The sequence below is a fragment of the Herbaspirillum sp. Her3 genome (assembly GCF_057961275.1).
Map to the genome: position 1 here is coordinate 64,315 of NZ_CM176328.1, position 17,474 is coordinate 81,788.

Below are 17,474 nucleotides of genomic sequence, written 5' to 3' on the forward strand. Positions count from 1 at the left end.
CTGAGAGAAAAATCATGTTCGAACGTATCATCCGCTTTGCCATCGAGCACCGGTGGCTGGTCCTGCTGGCGGTGCTGGGCATGGCCGCCTGTGGCGTGTACAGCTACCAGAAGCTGCCCATCGACGCCGTGCCCGACATTACCAACGTGCAGGTCCAGATCAATACCGCCGCGCCCGGCTACTCGCCGCTGGAGACCGAGCAGCGCATCAGCTACCCGATGGAGACCGCGATGTCGGGCCTGCCGCACCTGGAACAGGTGCGCTCGCTCTCGCGTTACGGGCTGTCGCAGGTCACGGTGATCTTCAAGGAGGGCACCGACATCTACTTCGCGCGCCAGCTGGTCAACGAGCGCATCCAGCAGGCCAGGAGCCAGCTGCCGTCCGGCATCGATCCGGCCATGGGACCGATCTCCACCGGTCTTGGCGAAATCTACCTGTGGACCGTGGGAGCCCGCGACGATGCCCGCAAACCCGATGGCAGCCCCTACAGCGCCGCCGACCTGCGCGAGATCCAGGATTGGATCATCAAGCCGCAACTGCGGCTGGTACCGGGCGTGACCGACATCAATACCATCGGCGGTGACGCGCGCGAATACCAGGTGGCCCCTTCGGTGGAGCGGCTGGCCTCCTACGGCCTGAGCATGGATCATCTCCTCAAGGCGCTGGAGAAGAACAACGGCAATGTCGGCGCCGGCTACATCGAACGGCGCGGCGAGCAAACCCTGATCCGCGTGCCGGGCCAGGTCGGGTCGGCGGAGGACATCGGCAATATTGTCCTGGCCAATGTGCGGAGCGTGCCCATTCATATTCGTGATGTGGCTGAGGTCGGGCAGGGGCGCGAACTGCGCACGGGTGCGGCGACCGAGAACGGGCGCGAAGTGGTGCTCGGCACGGTCTTCATGCTGATCGGCGAGAACAGCCGCACGGTCTCGCAAGCGGTGGACAAGAAGATGCGCGAAATCAATCGCAGCCTGCCGGAGGGCGTGCAAGCCATCACCGTCTATGACCGCACCGTGCTGGTGGACAAGGCGATTTCCACGGTCAAGAAGAACCTGGTCGAAGGCGCGCTGCTGGTCATTGCGGTGCTCTTCGTCTTCCTCGGCAACATCCGTGCGGCCATCATCACGGCCATGGTGATTCCGCTGGCGATGCTCTTCACCTTCACCGGCATGGTCTCCAACAAGGTCAGCGCCAACCTGCTGAGCCTGGGCGCGCTGGATTTCGGCATCATCATCGATGGCGCCGTGGTGATCGTGGAAAATTGCGTGCGCCGCCTGGCCCATGCCCAGCAGCACCTCGGCCGCGCGCTCACCCGCAGCGAGCGCTTCCATGAAGTCTTTGCGGCGGCAAAGGAGGCGCGTCGTCCGCTGCTGTTCGGACAGTTCATCATCATGATCGTCTACCTGCCCATGTTTGCGCTGACCGGCGTGGAAGGAAAGATGTTCACCCCCATGGCCTTCACCGTGGTGACTGCGCTGCTGGGCGCGATGATTTTGTCGGTTACCTTCATACCGGCCGCAATCGCCCTGTTTATCGGGGAGAAGGTCGCGGAAAAGGAGACCCCCCTGATGGCCTGGGCCAAGCAGCTCTATGCCCCGCTGCTGGTGCGCATCATGGACAACAAGCCGGTGGTGCTCAGCTTCGCGGCGGCGCTGATCGTGGTCTGCGGCGTGCTGGCCACGCGCCTGGGTACGGAATTCGTTCCCAGCCTCAACGAGGGTGACATGGCCATCCAGGCGCTGCGCATCCCCGGCACCAGCCTGTCGCAATCGGTGCAGATGCAGCAGCAGATCGAGCGGGCGCTCAAGCAGCAGTTCCCCGAGATCGAACGCGTCTTCGCCCGCACCGGCACGGCCGAAGTGGCCTCGGACCCGATGCCGCCCAACATCTCCGATGGCTACATCATGCTGAAACCCGAATCGCAATGGCCGCAACCGCGCAAGACGCACGATGAACTTCGGGCGGCGATACAACAGGCGGTATCCCGCATCCCGGGCAACAGCTATGAGTTCTCGCAACCCATCCAGCTGCGCTTCAACGAACTGATTTCCGGTGTGCGCAGCGACGTGGCGGTCAAGATCTTCGGCGATGACATGGCCGTGCTCAACGACACCGCCGCCAAGGTGGCCGCCGTGCTGCAGAAGACGCCCGGTGCCACCGAGGTGAAGGTGGAGCAGACCACGGGATTGCCCATGCTCTCCATCGACATCGACCGAGAAAAAATCGCGCGCTACGGTTTGAACGTGGCCGACATCCAGGACACGCTGGCCACCGCCATCGGCGGCACCCAGGCCGGTACGCTGTTCCGGGGCGACCGGCGCTCTGCCATCGTGGTACGCCTGCCGGAAGCCGCACGCGCGGATCTGGAGGCGCTGCGCCGGCTGCCCATTGCGCTGCCGCCGCAGGAAGGCGCCAGCCGTACCAGCTATGTGCCCCTGGGCGAAGTGGCTGCACTCAATATCGCGCCCGGTCCCAACCAGGTCAGCCGTGAAGACGGCAAGCGCCGCATCGTGGTCAGCGCCAACGTGCGCGGACGCGATCTCGGTTCCTTCGTGGCCGATGCCGAAGCTGCGCTGCAGGCCCAGGTCAGGATTCCCACGGGCTACTGGACCACCTGGGGCGGCCAGTTCGAGAACCTGCAATCGGCGACGAGACGCCTGCAGATCGTCATCCCGGTGGCGCTGCTGATGGTGTTCGTGCTGCTGTTTGCGATGTTCAACAACGTCAAGGATGGCTTGCTGGTGTTTACCGGCATTCCCTTTGCACTGACCGGCTGCATCCTGGCACTGGCCGCGCGCGGCATTCCGATGTCGATCTCGGCGGCAGTGGGTTTCATTGCGCTCTCGGGTGTGGCGGTGTTGAACGGGCTGGTGATGATCTCCTTCATCCGCAGCCTGCGCGAAGAGGGGCGCTCGCTGGAGGACGCCATCCTTGAGGGCGCCATGACGCGTCTGCGTCCAGTGCTGATGACGGCGCTGGTGGCGTCGCTGGGCTTCGTGCCGATGGCGCTGGCCACCGGCACCGGGGCCGAGGTACAGCGGCCGCTGGCGACGGTGGTCATTGGCGGCGTCCTTTCGTCCACGGCACTGACGCTGCTGGTGCTGCCACTGCTGTATCGGATGGCGCATGGGCGCGATGAGGACGCGGCGGTGACCGCGCCGCGCCGGAAGTTCCGGGCGCGCCGCTGATCCAAGACCCGCCGGTGTCCGCTCAGGCCACGCGCTGCCGTCCTTCGAGCAGCGCCGTGAAGTGTTCGCCGGACATCGGGCGGCCGTACCAGAAACCCTGGTACAGCGTGCAACCCTGGGCATGCAGCAGGTCTCGCTGTTCCATCGTCTCCACCCCTTCGGCGATGATGGACAGCCCCAGGCTCTGGCCCAGCATGATGATGCTGCGGATGATGCTGGCGGTGGCCGCATCCTTCTGCATCTGGCGCACGAAGCTCTGGTCGATCTTGAGCTGGTCGATGGGGAAACGTCCGAGATAAGACAAGGAGGAATAGCCGGTTCCAAAATCGTCCAGCGAGATCGACACATCATGCGATTTGAGGTCATTCATTTTTCCGATGACCTCATCGATACTGTCGATCATCATGCTTTCGGTCAGTTCCACCTTGACCGCCTTGGAGCTGATGCGGTGCTGGCGGATGGTCTCGTGGAAGCGCGCCACGAAATGATCGACCTTGAATTCCTGTGCCGAGACATTGACCGCAATCACCAGATCCTGCGCCAGCCCTTCACTCTGCCAGGCTTCCAGGTCGCTGCAGATGGCTTCGAGCACCTGATGGCCGATCTCTTCCATCAGACCCAGGTCTTCGGCCACCGGAATGAAGAGCGCCGGCGAGACCATGCCCTTGCCCGGATGCCGCCAGCGCACCAAGGCCTCGGCGCCCACGACCTTGCCGTCATAGGTGACCTGCGGCTGATAGTGAACCACGAACTGGCGCTGCATCACGGCGGCGCGCAGTTCCACTTCGAGCGCACTGCGCTGGGCGGCCAGGGCCTGCATGGCCGGATCGAAGAAGCGGAATACGTTGCGGCCTGCCGCCAGCGACTGCACCATGGCCAGCTTGGCTTGCATCACCGCTTCCTCGGCCGATTGCACCTCCCCGCGCAGGATATTGATGCCGATGTTGAGGGAGCAGGGGAAGGTCTCCAGCGTACCCGGCGGCGGTGCCAGCGCGGCGATGAGACGGTTGGCCAGTGCCTCGCATGACTTGATGCCCTCGGCCAGCTCTTTGCTGCCGAGCTGGCCGCCTAAAGCGAACCGTTCGCCATCGATCCGTACCAGCAGGTAGTCGCCGCCAACGCAGGCGGCCATGCGGCGCGCGCACTCCCCCAGGAAGCGATCCGCATCATCGGCCTTGACCAGGCCATGGGAGAGATCGGCGCGATGGATCTCCATGTAGAACACGATCAGCGGCATGCCATGTGACTGCTGGCGTATGAGTGCACGCCGCAGCCGGTCAAGGGAAAGCTGCCGGTTGGGCAGCTGGGTGACCGGATCGTAGTAGCTCAGCCGGGCGATGCTGCTCTCGGCTTCCAGCCGTTCGGAGACATCGATGAGCACCCAGATCTGATCCTGCGGGCACGCCGCGTCGATGAGCGAAGTGCGCAGTTCGGCCGGCAAGGTGCGGCCATCGGCGCGCTTGAGCATGACGATCTCGCCCACCCTGCCGTGATGGTGCGCCAGCTTGCTGTCCAGGTAAGCGGCCTGTTGCTCCGGCTCTTCGAAGATCTGCGCGCTCGATAGCGCGGTTAGCCCGGTGTCGCTCATGCCCAGCATGGACTGGGCTGCGTCATTGGCGAAGGCGATGCGGCCATTGCGCACGAACAGCACGCCGGCCGGGATATTGCCGAGGATCGCCGCCTGCTCGTCGAAGAGGGTTTTCAGGCTGGTCTGCATGGCGTCCATGCGGTGCGCCAGCAGGCCGATCTCATCCTTTTGCGGCAGCGCGATGCGGGTGGTGAAATTGCCGCGCTCGATGCGCGCCGTGGCCACGGTGAGCTTGCGGATGGGCGCCAGGATGCGGCGGTAGACCAGGAGTCCGATGATGAGCAGCGCCACCACGCCCTGGGCCAGCAGCACGCATGTATGGAAGCGCTTGTCGCCGGCCAGCTTGCGCTGGAGCTGGGCATCGGACACCACGAGCTGCACGCTGCCCAGGGTGACGGTGCGGTCCTGCTGCTGCATGGTCAGGGGCAGGGTGCGCGTGAGCAGGTTGCCACTGCGGCGCAGCGGCTCTTCCAGACGCGCGAGGGTGCGCTCTTCGGGGTCGCGGATGTCGACCGAGACCACCTGGGTATCGAGCATGCTTGCCTGCAGCAGGGCGGTCATGTCGGATTGATTGAGGCTCCATACCGGCAGCACCAGGCTGTGCGCCAGGGTCTGGCTCTTTTCATCGACCAGGGCGGTCATCTCCTGGCTGATCTGTTGTTCGCGCGTGCTGTTGAGCACGGTCAGCGCCACCACCACCGGCAGGCTCAAGGCCACCAGCAGGGCACAGGCGATGTAGAGGCCGAGGCTGGTGGTCTTCGTGATCATGGCGGGCCGTGCGGGTCGGAGGTTGAAAAGAAGGGCAAGCGTGCGGGGCTACTTGAACCAGTCCATCTTGTAGGTCTCGATGGCCAGGCGTTCGGAGGGGGTCAGGCGGTCGTTCTGCAGCACGATCACGCGTGGATGCGTGCCCCGCAGGGCCTGGCGCACGTGACGGGTGGAGTGGTGCCTCTGGATCAGGTCCAGCAGGGCGCCGTTGCGATGGATCTTCCTGAGACCGTCGAGCAGGGCCTCGCGGATATCGTCGCGTCCCGGTGTGGTGTAGAAGAACAGGTCCGTCGGGTAATACAGCACCAGGTCCGGCACGACGGCCAGCTGGTGTTTCGGATCGTAGGTCTCCAGTTCGCTGGCGGCCTCGAAGATGGATCGGTTGTAGAAATCGAAACGCCCTGCCTTGAGCATCTCGAACAGGTTCATGTAATTGCCCTGCGCCACCTTGAGGTGATTGGCTTGCATGATGCTGGTATCGAGCCAACCGATGCCGGAACCGATAGTGAAGGCGCGCAGATCATCCAGGGTGCGGATGCTGGCGGCGCGTTCCAGGCTCTGACGATTGGCCAGCAGCACGCGATAGCCGCCGCCGCCAAGATAGATGGGGAAGGGGATGGCTTCCAGTGTCCGGGTCATGCCGCTGCCGGCGGAGGTGGCCAACAGGTTGCAATACTGGCCGGCCTGGATCAGCTGCACGTAGCGCTGGTCCGAGGTCGCCACGTTGGCCACCTGGCAGCCCTTGATGACAAAGGGGCGGCCGCTGGCGCGCATGGCCAGTTCCAGCAGGGCCTTGCGATAGTGGATCACGGGATTGTCGTCATTGAGATCGGCGAGCTTGATCTCGATGACGGGCGCGTTCGCGGCGGTGGTTTGGGCGCGGGTGGAGGCGGCGCAGAGCAGGCTCATCGCCAGGACGAGCACAACCGCAGCTACGCTTCGGGCGCTCGACTTGTCTCTACTCATGGCGTTGGGAGCTCGAATTGTTGGTCTGATGGTATGCAAGCGGATGGGCAATCGCAAGGATTTGTGCGGAGTCGTGGATATTGTTGTGGTGCGCCTGCACAGCGTGGCTTGATGGGACGCAAACAGGGATCTGCAGCGGGTTTCAGGATGAGGAATGGCGACTTTCCCTGGCCGTATTGCTGCACTTTTTGATGCGGGCAGGGCAAGATCGACGGTGCCGGACCCGCATGCTCAAGCTCATCGGCAATGTCGCCTTATGCCGGAAATGCAAATACCCGCAAAGACAAACGGGTTGCTCTAGGAGAATATATGAATAATAATTATTATCATTACTATTTATGATCGGCGCAGTCTGCCGATTTTTATTTTCTCCCTCTGATGATCTGATCCTGTCCATGTCTGCCTACGCTTCGCACGCTCCTGCCTCTTTTGTTCCACCACCGTTCCGACTCACCCGCCTTTGCTCTGCCGTGGCCCTGGCCTGTGCTTCCGTGGCCGCGTTGCCTGCGCATGCCCAGGAGCAGACGGCGAGTACGGTGCAGGCCCTGCCGGAGGTGAGCGTGACGGCTGACCGCGCCGCGCAGGCACCCACGGAAGGCTCCGACACCTACACCATCAAACAGAGCAGTTCCGCGACCAACCTGCCGCTGTCGCCGCGCGAGACACCGCAATCGATCTCGGTGGTCACGCGCGCCAAGATGGATGACTTCCAGCTCAACACCATCAACGATGTCCTGGCCAGCACCACGGGCGTGACCGTCGAGAAGGTCGAGACCGATCGCACGTATTACACCGCGCGCGGTTTTGACGTGACCAATTTCATGTTCGACGGCGTCGGCATCCCGATGACCTTTGGCGTGCAATACGGCGACATGGACATGGCCATGTATGACCGCGTGGAGATCGTACGCGGCGCCAATGGCCTGACCTCATCCACCGGCAATCCTTCGGCCACGGTCAACTTCATCCGCAAGCGTCCGACCAAGGACTTCCAGGCCTCGGCGAGCGTGAAGCTGGGTTCCTGGGATACGCGCCGGGTCGATGCCGACCTGTCCGGTCCCATCAATGCCGCCGGCACGCTGACCGCACGCGTGGTGGCCTCCCATCAGGAAGGCAATTCCTACCTCGACCGCTATCGTCCGACCAGGGATGTGTTCTATGGCGTCATTGAAGCCGAGCTGGGCAACGACACCCTGTTGACGGCCGGTTACAGCTACCAGAAGGTGCATGGCAAGGGCGCGATGTGGGGCGCATTGCCGCTGACCTACACGGACGGCAGCGCGACCAACTATGGTGTGGGGACCAGCACGTCGGCGGACTGGTCGTATCTGGATTCCACCCAGGAACGCAGCTTCGCCGAACTGCAAAAGGCCGTGGGCGATGGATGGCAGTGGAAGACCACCGTGGGTTACAACGAGATCCGCAGCGATGCGGCGCTGCTGTATGTCTACGGCACGCCGGACAAGGCCACCGGCACCGGGCTCTACTCCTATCCCTCCCTGTATGACAGCGCAAACAAGCAGAGCTATGTGGACAGCAACCTGACGGGCAAGTACACCTTGTTCGGGCGCGAACATGATGCCAACGTGGGGATCAATATTTCTGATTCGAAGCTCTATGACATCAGCCATTATGGGCAGGGGCTCAATAGTGCGATCTCCACGTCGCAGGCTTTCGATGGTTCGTATGTCGAGCCGACGTTTGATTACCTGATCGATGGCAGCAGCTATGACGACCGCCGCAAGACGATCTATGGCGCCACGCGGCTCAATCTCAGTGACCGCCTGAAATGGCTGATCGGTGCCAATTACACGCAGGCGGATTCGACCGGCCAGGCTTACGGCGTGGCGCATCAGCTGAGCCAGTCGGCCTTATCGCCTTATACCGGTGTGGTGTTTGATCTCACGCAGCACATCTCGGCTTACGGCAGCTATACGCGCATCTTCAATCCGCAGAGCAGCACCGATGCGAGCGGGGCGGTACTGGCGGCGGCCAAGGGCAAGGCGTATGAGGTGGGTCTGAAAGGGGAATTCTTCCAGCGCAGGCTGAACACCTCGCTGGCATTGTTCCGTGTCGAGCAGAGCAATATTGCGGAGCAGGCGGGGACTATCGGGGCGACGGCTTACTATCGCGGTATCAATGCGAAATCTGAAGGCATCGAATATGACCTCTCGGGGGAACTGGCCAAGAACTGGCAGGCCAGTGCGGGGCTGGTGGTACAGCGAATCACTGGCGATGATGGCAGCTCGGTCAGGCTGTATGTGCCGCGACATCAGCTGCGCTTGTCTACCACCTATCGTCTGCCGCAGATGGAGCAGGTCAAGGTGGGGGCGAGTTTGAATTATCAGAGCAAGACCAGCTATGACAGTACCAATGCGGCTTATCAGGGGGGGTACTCTGTGGTTAACCTGATGGCCTCTTATGACATCAGCAAAAATCTTAGCGTGTCGGCTAATCTGAATAATTTATTTAATAAGAAATATTTGACTAGCGTTTATTGGAGTCAGTCTTATTATGCGGCGCCGGTTAATGGGAGTATTTCTGTTAACTGGAGGTATTGAGGGATGGGCGTGTCCGATTTTTTGTGTAAACGGGATTTCGTTTAATTCATAGAGATACGTTCACCGAACTGGATAGTAAACCGAGTCAGTGCAGCTTTCCAATCTCGGATGGGCAGCGTCCACTTTTTACTGATGTTGCGCAGGGCCAGGAAGAAGAGTTTAATCAGCGCCTCATCGCTGGGGAACGAGCCCCGGTTCTTAGTCAGCTTGCGCAAACTCATGTTGACCGACTCGATGGCATTGGTCGTATAGATGACCTTTCGAATCTCTGGTGGGAAGTCGAAGAACGGAATCAGACGGGGCCAGTTGCGCCGCCAGGATTGGCCGATAGGCAGATACTCTGCATCCCATTTCTCTTCGAATTCACCGAGTCGGAGTTCGGCTTCTTCGGCGGTTGCCGACTGGTAAATCAATCGTAGGTCAGCCGCCACCTCCGGACGTCGTTTCCATGAGACGTAATTCAAGCTGTGCCGGACCATGTGGACGATACACAGCTGTTGAGTTGCATCGAAAACTGACCCACTTTCCCCGGAAATTTGCATCCTAAGTTGACCCATGTTTAGACCACAATCCTGCTCATCACAGCGAGCAGGAGAACGGAGTGATAGACGTGGCCCTACTTGGAATTATTCGACGCTGGTACATCCGCGATCACATCTCGATCAGGGAAATCTCCCGCCGGCTGGACATCTCTCGAAACACGGTTCGTCGCTATATCCGATCCGGAGCGATCGAGCCTTCCTACCCCTCAAGGCATTCATCCAGTGCCCTAGATGAATTCGCGCCTCGACTTTCAGCCTGGCTCAGCGCTGAGGCAGTCAAATCGCGCAAGCAGAGACGAACCCTGAAACAGATGTTCCTGGACTTACGAGAGCTGGGATATGAAGGGTCTTATGACCGCGTGGCAGCCTTTGGAAGGCAATGGAAGGTGGGTCAAATGGAGAGGGTCAATTCTGCGAGCAAATCAACACGGCAGGGGCCAATATCCGACTTTTTCAAAGTCGATGGGCAAGCTGCGACGCCAGGAACGTCTTGCAGTTTCACCCAAGAGTAATGGAACTGGCCGGCAGTGTGCAGGACTACATCATAGTCCATGAGCTATGCCATACCATCGAGAAGAATCACACCAAGGCCTTCTGGAGCCTAGTCGGTCAGGTCATGCCGGGGTGGCGGCATGACCACGAGGTACTGGAGCGAGCGGCATTTGGAAATACAATTTAGTTGCTTTGCTTAATCGGCAAAAACAAACGGCCACTTCCAAGAAGTGGCCGTTGTACTTTTCGAAGCAACTTTGAAAAGTGAACCATCGAACTGAGCTATCAAGCGGCACCGTTTGATAAAAATCTCAATGGATGCCTCTCAAAATCTCAGGTTATAGGTCCTGCTACAAAAAAATCAAACATCAATATTCCCAGCCTGCAAAGCATTAGATTCAATAAACGCCCGACGCGGCTCCACATCATCCCCCATCAGCGTCATGAAGATCTGATCCGCAGCAATCGCATCCTCGATCTGCACCTTCAACAAACGACGCACCGTCGGATCCATGGTGGTTTCCCAAAGCTGCTCAGGATTCATCTCACCCAGACCTTTATAACGCTGCTTGTTGACGCCACGCTCGGCCTCATCACGCAGCCACGCCATGGCCTGGCGGAATTCGGTAATGACCGACTCCTTGCGCTTCTCACCCTGGCCACGCGCCACGACAGCGCCCTTGCGAATCAAGCCCTTGAAGGTCTCGGCAGCCGTCGACAACACCTGGTAATCCGGACCACTCACAAAATCTGCATCGATCACAGTCGCCTTGATGTTGCCATGCTGACGACGATGGATATGCAGCGCCACCTTCTCGCTGTGCTCATCCACGCGCGCCTGCACGTCGATGTTGATGTCGTTGATGGCCTTCTTCAGTTCTTCGGCAGTGGCGGTGGCCTCTTCGATGTTCTCCAGCTTCAGCGCCACACCACCGGTCATGATGGCATTCAAGGCCGATTCATCGATGGCGCGCGACAGGCGCATGATGATCGCGTTGGCGGTGTTATACTGGCGTGCCAGTTCCACCAGCGCCTCGCCGCTGATCGGTGCTGCATCTTCAGCCGGCTTGATCTCGGCATCGTTCAGCGCAATCTGCATCATGTACTGCGCTTCCTCGAAGTCATCCTTCAGGTAACGCTCGTCCTTGCCGGCCTTGACCTTGTACAGCGGCGGTTGGGCGATGTAGATATGGCCGCGTTCGACCAGCGCCGGCATCTGGCGATAGAAGAGCGTCAGCAGCAGGGTGCGGATGTGCGCACCGTCGACGTCCGCGTCGGTCATGATGATGATGCGGTGATAGCGCAGCTTGTCCGGGTTGAATTCGTCCGCGCCGATGCTGGTGCCCAGCGTTGCAATCAAGGTCGTGATCTGTTCGGAAGAGAGCATCTTCTCGAAGCGCGCCTTCTCGACGTTCAGCACCTTGCCGCGCAGCGGCAGGATGGCCTGGAACTTGCGGTCGCGGCCTTGCTTGGCCGAGCCGCCTGCGGAGTCACCCTCGACGATGTACAGCTCGCACAGGGCCGGGTCGCGTTCCTGGCAGTCGGCCAGCTTGGACGACAAACCCAAGCCATCCATCACGCCCTTGCGGCGCGTCAGTTCGCGTGCCTTGCGGGCGGCTTCGCGGGCACGGGCGGCTTCGACGATCTTGCCGCAGATGATCTTGGCGTCGTTGGGTTTCTCGGCCAGGAAATCGGTCAGGGTCTTGGCGACGATTTCTTCCACCGGGCCGCGCACTTCGCTGGAAACCAGCTTGTCCTTGGTCTGCGAGCTGAACTTCGGCTCCGGGACCTTCACCGACAGCACGCAGGTCAGGCCTTCGCGCATGTCGTCGCCGGAGATCTCGACCTTGGCCTTCTTGGCGAGATCGTTTTCTTCGATGTACTTGTTGATGACGCGGGTCATCGCGGCGCGCAGGCCGGTCAGGTGAGTGCCGCCGTCACGCTGCGGGATGTTGTTGGTGAAGCAGAGCACCTGCTCGTTGAAGGCGTCGTTCCATTGCATCGACACGTCCACCGACACCAGCGTGCCCTGGTCGGATTGCTTCTCGCCCGTGGCCTGGAAAATGGTCGGGTTGAGGATGCTCTTGTTCTTGTTGATGTATTCCACGAAGCCGCGGGTGCCACCTTCGAAGGCGAAGTCTTCTTCCTTGCCGGTACGCTGGTCGGTCAACTTGATATGAACGCCATTGTTCAGGAAGGACAATTCGCGGATACGCTTGGCCAAGATCTCGTAGTGGAATTCGACGTGGGTGAAGATCTCTTCGTCGGCCCAGAAATGCACTTCGGTACCGCGCTTGTCGGATTCGCCCACGACCTTGATCGGCGAGACCTGCACGCCATCGACCATTTCCAGCTCGCGGTTCTGCACGATGCCCTTGGCGAATTCCATCGCGTGGACCTTGCCGTCGCGGCGGATGGTGAGCTTCAGTTTCTTGGACAGCGCGTTCACGCAGGACACGCCCACGCCGTGCAGGCCGCCGGAGACCTTGTAGGAGTTCTGGTCGAACTTGCCGCCGGCGTGCAGTTCGGTCATCACGATTTCGGCCGCCGAACGCTTGGGTTCGTGCTTGTCGTCCATCTTCAGGCCCGTGGGGATGCCGCGGCCGTTGTCGGTGATCGAGATGGAGTTGTCGGCGTGGATGGTGACGTGGATCTCGCTGCAATAGCCGGCCAGGGCTTCGTCGATGGAGTTGTCCAGCACTTCGAACACCAGGTGGTGCAGGCCGGTGCCGTCAGAGGTGTCGCCAATGTACATGCCGGGACGCTTGCGCACCGCCTCCAGGCCTTCCAGGATCTGGATGGAAGAAGCGCCATAGCTTTGTTGCGCGGAATTGGTGTTGTCTGCGGGGCTGGAGGACATGGTTACCTTCTGAAAATGCTAGCCAAACGACTAGGGAGCTGCAAAAAACGGAATTCGGAGGACGAATCTTTGGAATTCTTAAAAGCAACCGAGGGGCCGTCTGGGACGGCCCCTCGTGCGCGTGGAGCGGTGGTACTCAGATCCGCATCGGCATGACGACGTACTTGAAGTCGGCGTTGTCAGGGATGGTGATCAGGGCCGACGAGTTGGCATCGCCCAGGGCGATGTTCACGTAGTCGTTCTTGAGGTTGTTGAGGACGTCCAACAGGTAGCTGACGTTGAAACCGATGTCCACGGTGTCGCCGCCGTAGTCGATTTCCAGTTCTTCGACCGCTTCTTCCTGGTCGGCATTGGTGGAGCTGATCTTGAGGCTGCCCGGTGCAATCACCCAGCGCACACCCTTGAACTTGTCGCTGGTCATGATGGCCGCGCGTTGCAGAGAGCGCAGCAGCTGGTCGCGGCTGATGGTGAAGCTGTTCTTGTAACCCTTGGGCACCACGCGGGTGTAGTCGGGGAACTTGCCTTCGACCAGCTTGGAGATCAGCTCGATGTCGGCAAAGGTCAGCTTGACCTGGTTGTTGGCGATCTGCAGCTGGACTTCATCGTCGCTGTCGTCGAGCAGGCGTTGCAGCTCGATGATGGTCTTGCGCGGGATGATGACTTCCTGGCGCGGGAAGTCCTCTTCGGTCTCGACCTGGCAGAAGGCCAGGCGGTGGCCGTCGGTGGCCACAGCGATGACGTTCTTGCCTTCCACCACCAGCAGCAGGCCGTTCAGGTAGTAACGGATATCCTGCTGGGCCATGGCGAAGTGGACCATGTTGAAGAGGTGCTTCAGGGTCTTCTGCGGCAGGTTGACCTGGGCGTTGTAGTGCTCGGCCTGGGCGACGGTGGGGAATTCCTCGGCGGCCAGCGTCTGCAAGGCGAAGCGGGACTTGCCCGATTGCACGGTCAGGCGCTTGTTGGAGAGCGAAATCGAGACTTCGCCGGAATCCGGCAGGGCGCGCAGGATGTCGAGCAGCTTGCGGGCCGCCACCGTGGTGGCGGTAGCCTCGCTACCCGAACCGACGTCGGCGTGCGTGGTGATCTGCACTTCGATGTCGGTGGACAGGAAAGACACCTTCTCACCGTCCTTGCGAATGAGAATATTGGCCAGAATCGGCAATGTGTGCCGACGCTCGACAATACCACTCACGATCTGCAGAGGACGCAGGAGCGTGTCTCGTTGGGTTTTAACCAATTGCATAGTCAGTTTGTCCTTGCTAATAGTGGTTTAAAGGGCGCCGTTGGCCGGCGTTCAGTCATGCCCATGTCGCGCGTGTTCCTCCTCTGGTGAAAAACAGCTGCTGCAGGCAGTGCAACCTGCCCGACGCACTTCTTGAAATACGCAACGCTCCTGCTCGTGCATGACCGGTCGCTGCCGGACCGAAACCCGTTCCCGAAAAGCTGGTGATACAGCGACCCGGCATTGTCCATCTGCGCCTGACAAACCCGGGCAGCCAGAACCACTTGGCTATACGTTTGGAACATTTGAATACTTTTGCCGGATCTTGCCGGGTATTTATTCGAAGTTTCCGTGATACTTCGCGGATTTCCTGCTCCATGGCCGGCCCTTGCGTCCGCCTGCGAAATAACGCCTTCCATTGTACCAATCATCCCCTCTTCGTAACAGTGCGGCAGGGGTGCGGCGAGGGCCGCCGGACGGGAAAAAGGGGCGGGTCGGGCGCGGATATTGTCTTTTCTTTCATATGCCGCCAAAGGCGGCTTTTTTCAATTATCCACAGGCGATTTTGGCGAAATTCACCGTCATTTTGCGGCGCTACCCTGTGGAAAAGAAATGCCGCCCGGTTCACGCTGGAAGCGGGCGGCATGTCGTTTTATCCACAGGCGTTTTCGCGCCCGGGCTGGCCGGATCAACCCTTCAAGGTCTGTTCCAGCACGTGCAGCTCGTGGTTGCATTCCGGGCTCTTGGCGCGGTCGGCGGCGATCTTGCGCACCGCATGCAGCACGGTCGTGTGGTCGCGCCCGCCAAAGAGGTCGCCGATTTCCGGCAGGCTCTTCTGGGTCAGTTCCTTGGCCAGATACATGGCGATCTGGCGCGGACGGGCGATGTTGGCCGGGCGCTTCTTGGAGTACATATCCGCGACCTTGATGTTGAAGAAATCGGCCACCGTCTTCTGGATGTTTTCCACCGAGATCTGGCGGTTCTGCACTGACAGCAGGTCCTTCAGGGCTTCCTTGACCACATCGATGGTGATGTCCTTGCCGTGGAAACGCGAGTAAGCCAGGATCTTGCGCAGCGCGCCTTCCAGCTCGCGCACGTTGGAACGCAGGTGCTTGGCCACGAAGAAGGCCACGTCGTCGGACAGCACCACGTCTTCGGCGGAAGCCTTCTTCATCAGGATCGCCACCCGCATTTCCAGCTCGGGCGGTTCGATGGCCACGGTGAGGCCGGAGTCGAAGCGGGAGATCAGGCGGTCATCCATGCCGCTGATTTCCTTGGGGTAGGTATCACTGGTGATGATGATCTGCTTCTTGGCCGCGATCAGGGCTTCGAAGGCGTAGAAGAATTCTTCCTGGGTACGGCTCTTGCCGCCGAAGAACTGGATATCGTCGATCAGCAGCAGGTCCAGCGAGTGGTAATAGCGCTTGAAGTCGTCAAAACCCTTGCGCTGGTAGGCCGTCACCACGTCGCGCACGTATTGTTCGGCGTGGATGTAGCGGATCTTGGCGCCCGGGTTATCCACAAGCACCTGGTTGCCGATGGCGTGGATGATGTGGGTCTTGCCCAGACCGACGCCGCCGTACAGGAACAGCGGGTTGTACGAGGTGCCGGGGTTGTTGGCCACCTGGGTGGCCGCTGCGCGCGCCAGCTGGTTGGCCTTACCGGTGACCAGATTGTCGAAGGTCAGTACCGGGTTGATGCGCGACTGTTCCTGGCGCGGGGCAACCGCGCGCACCGGCTGGGCCGGCTCGGGGTCCAGGTGCAACTGTTCGTGGTTGGGCAAACCCAGTCCGTTGGCGCCACCGCCGTTGGCCTGCGCATTGGCGGCCGGACGGCGGCCCTGGTTGCCGCGCGGGTCCAGGACGAACTGCACTTCGGTGGGCGCGTCCCAGTATTCGCAGGCCAGTGCGGTGATGCGGTTGGCGAACTGCGTCTTGACCCAATCGAGCTTGAAGCGATTGGGCGCGGCGATGCGCAGCAGCCCGTCTTCGAAGTCGAGCGGCACCAGCGGCTTGATCCAGGCGCTGTATTGCTGAGGCGTCAGCTCCTGCTCAAGTTTGTGGGAGCAGGCCTGCCAGAAGTTTTCCATGAAGCTTTCTTGTCCAATGATTGCGGCGCCCGCCTGCCGCGTCTTGTAGACGGGCCTTGTGGACAACGTGTCCGGGCGCGAAAGAAGGGACGCATTTTACTCTGGTAAACCCAAGTTATCCACAGGCGAATCCGCAAAAATCCCTGAAAAACTTCATCTATCCACAGGCTGCGCAGCAACCGTCTTACCGAGTTGCACGCAAAGGCGCTTGAGGGGCGGATGATAGGGGGACAGAGTGAAGGACTTATGGAAAAGACAAGCTCATCCATGGGGCCAGGATTTTTTGTAACAGCCTGTGCAAAACACGAATGTGCGCCGGATCCTGTCCCTGATTTTCCCTGTGAACAAGTCAAGTGACGGAAAAATCCGGCTGTGGATAAGATAACTCGGGGAGCTGAAGCGCCCGGCTCAATCGACCACCGCCCCGTCGACAAAGACCTTCATTTCACCCGCCTGGTATTGCGTCCAGACTTCATTGTCGGTCAGTGGCTGGGTGACGATCACGGCCACCCGGTCGTTGGTGGTGGTGACTTCGGCAAAGTCCACCGACAGGTCTTCGTCGGAGAGCTTGGCCTTCGTGAAGGGATGCTGGCGGACGATGTAATAGAGGTGGGTGGAGCAGTGGGTATAAAGCGCCGAACCATCCGAGAGCAGCATGTTGAAGGTGCCATGGCTGGCGATGCCATCCACGATCTCGCGCAGTGCCGTGCGCAACTCGGCCAGCAGGGGCAGGGTATCGCCGAAGCGCCTGCGCAGCTCCTGCAGGATGAAGCAGAAGGCCAGTTCACTATCGGTGGTGCCGACCGGGCGGAAAGGGCCGTCCAGCGCGGGGGTGAAGTTTTTCAGGTCACCATTGTGGGCAAACACCCAATAGCGCCCCCACAGCTCGCGTACGAAGGGATGGCAATTGGCCAGCGTCACGCGGCCCTGGGTAGCCTTGCGGATGTGGGCGATGACGTGCTGCGACTTGATCGGATAGCGCTTGATCAGCTCGGCCACGGGGGAATCCACGGCCGCCTGGTGGTCCACGAAGGTCCGCACCCCGGAACCCTCGAAGAAGGCGATGCCCCAGCCGTCACGGTGATGGTCGGTCAGTCCGCCGCGGGTGGCGAAGCCGGTGAAGCTGAAGACGATATCGGTGGGGGTGTTGCAGTTCATCCCGAGGAGCTGGCACATGATGTCTTGCGGTGGGGCTGTG

Annotated in this window: 10 protein-coding genes and 1 pseudogene; 4 read left to right on the forward strand and 7 right to left on the reverse strand. The window is 60.6% G+C overall.

All coding sequences use genetic code 11. From position 1 onward, the window contains the following. Positions 1–14: 14 nt before the first annotated feature. Complete coding sequence (locus ACVC5H_RS00315; RefSeq protein ID WP_489620460.1) at positions 15–3,188, forward strand: CusA/CzcA family heavy metal efflux RND transporter; 3,174 nt, start codon at positions 15–17, stop codon at positions 3,186–3,188. Positions 3,189–3,210: 22 nt separating this feature from the next. Here the strand turns inward: ACVC5H_RS00315 and ACVC5H_RS00320 are convergent, their stop codons facing one another. After that, a complete protein-coding gene (locus ACVC5H_RS00320; protein ID WP_489620461.1) occupies positions 3,211–5,544 on the reverse strand; it encodes a putative bifunctional diguanylate cyclase/phosphodiesterase in 2,334 nt (777 codons plus the stop codon). 48 nt (positions 5,545–5,592) lie between these two features. Continuing rightward, positions 5,593–6,453, reverse strand: coding sequence for a hypothetical protein (locus tag ACVC5H_RS00325; protein WP_489620462.1), 861 nt, complete (start codon positions 6,451–6,453; stop codon positions 5,593–5,595). A 395-nt stretch (positions 6,454–6,848) separates the two neighbouring features. Between ACVC5H_RS00325 and ACVC5H_RS00330 the strand changes: the two genes are divergently transcribed. After that, positions 6,849–9,071 (forward strand): TonB-dependent siderophore receptor, encoded by a 2,223-nt coding sequence (locus ACVC5H_RS00330; protein WP_489620463.1) that lies wholly within the window; start codon positions 6,849–6,851, stop codon positions 9,069–9,071. A gap of 41 nt (positions 9,072–9,112) precedes the next feature. On the opposite strand, the pseudogene ACVC5H_RS00335 reads toward ACVC5H_RS00330, so the two are convergent. After that, positions 9,113–9,589 (reverse strand): annotated as a pseudogene (locus ACVC5H_RS00335) (transposase); the annotation flags it as partial. Positions 9,590–9,681: 92 nt separating this feature from the next. Between ACVC5H_RS00335 and ACVC5H_RS00340 the strand changes: the two are divergent. Continuing rightward, a complete protein-coding gene (locus ACVC5H_RS00340) occupies positions 9,682–10,125 on the forward strand; it encodes a winged helix-turn-helix transcriptional regulator (RefSeq protein ID WP_489622754.1) in 444 nt (147 codons plus the stop codon). After that, positions 10,056–10,292: a M48 metallopeptidase family protein gene (locus ACVC5H_RS00345; protein ID WP_489622755.1), complete on the forward strand. Its 237-nt coding sequence runs from the start codon at positions 10,056–10,058 to the stop codon at positions 10,290–10,292. The genes ACVC5H_RS00340 and ACVC5H_RS00345 overlap by 70 nt, the downstream gene beginning before the upstream one ends. A 174-nt stretch (positions 10,293–10,466) precedes the next feature. Here the strand turns inward: ACVC5H_RS00345 and gyrB are convergent, their stop codons facing one another. From gyrB to ACVC5H_RS00365, 4 genes are all read right to left on the reverse strand, one after another. Continuing rightward, positions 10,467–12,965: a DNA topoisomerase (ATP-hydrolyzing) subunit B gene (gyrB, locus tag ACVC5H_RS00350; protein WP_489620464.1), complete on the reverse strand. Its 2,499-nt coding sequence runs from the start codon at positions 12,963–12,965 to the stop codon at positions 10,467–10,469. A gap of 136 nt (positions 12,966–13,101) precedes the next feature. Beyond that, positions 13,102–14,208 carry a DNA polymerase III subunit beta gene (dnaN, locus tag ACVC5H_RS00355; RefSeq protein ID WP_338717372.1) on the reverse strand — a complete coding sequence of 369 codons (1,107 nt, stop codon included), beginning with the start codon at positions 14,206–14,208 and terminating at the stop codon, positions 13,102–13,104. A gap of 667 nt (positions 14,209–14,875) precedes the next feature. After that, positions 14,876–16,276: a chromosomal replication initiator protein DnaA gene (gene dnaA, locus ACVC5H_RS00360; RefSeq protein WP_338717371.1), complete on the reverse strand. Its 1,401-nt coding sequence runs from the start codon at positions 16,274–16,276 to the stop codon at positions 14,876–14,878. Positions 16,277–16,684: 408 nt separating this feature from the next. Continuing rightward, entirely contained in the window at positions 16,685–17,452 is a 768-nt protein-coding gene (locus ACVC5H_RS00365) for a class II glutamine amidotransferase (RefSeq protein ID WP_489620465.1), read from the reverse strand. Positions 17,453–17,474: the final 22 nt, after the last annotated feature.

Bases quoted from the DNA above. Each gene is read 5' to 3' on its own strand.
- ACVC5H_RS00315 (WP_489620460.1), top strand. From the start codon at position 15: ATGTTCGAACGTATCATCCGCTTTGCCATCGAGCACCGGTGGCTGGTC.
- ACVC5H_RS00320 (WP_489620461.1), bottom strand. From the start codon at position 5,544: ATGATCACGAAGACCACCAGCCTCGGCCTCTACATCGCCTGTGCCCTG.
- ACVC5H_RS00325 (WP_489620462.1), bottom strand. From the start codon at position 6,453: ATGAGCCTGCTCTGCGCCGCCTCCACCCGCGCCCAAACCACCGCCGCG.
- ACVC5H_RS00330 (WP_489620463.1), top strand. From the start codon at position 6,849: ATGATCGGCGCAGTCTGCCGATTTTTATTTTCTCCCTCTGATGATCTG.
- gyrB (WP_489620464.1), bottom strand. From the start codon at position 12,965: ATGTCCTCCAGCCCCGCAGACAACACCAATTCCGCGCAACAAAGCTAT.
- dnaN (WP_338717372.1), bottom strand. From the start codon at position 14,208: ATGCAATTGGTTAAAACCCAACGAGACACGCTCCTGCGTCCTCTGCAG.
- dnaA (WP_338717371.1), bottom strand. From the start codon at position 16,276: ATGGAAAACTTCTGGCAGGCCTGCTCCCACAAACTTGAGCAGGAGCTG.
- ACVC5H_RS00365 (WP_489620465.1), bottom strand. From the start codon at position 17,452: ATGTGCCAGCTCCTCGGGATGAACTGCAACACCCCCACCGATATCGTC.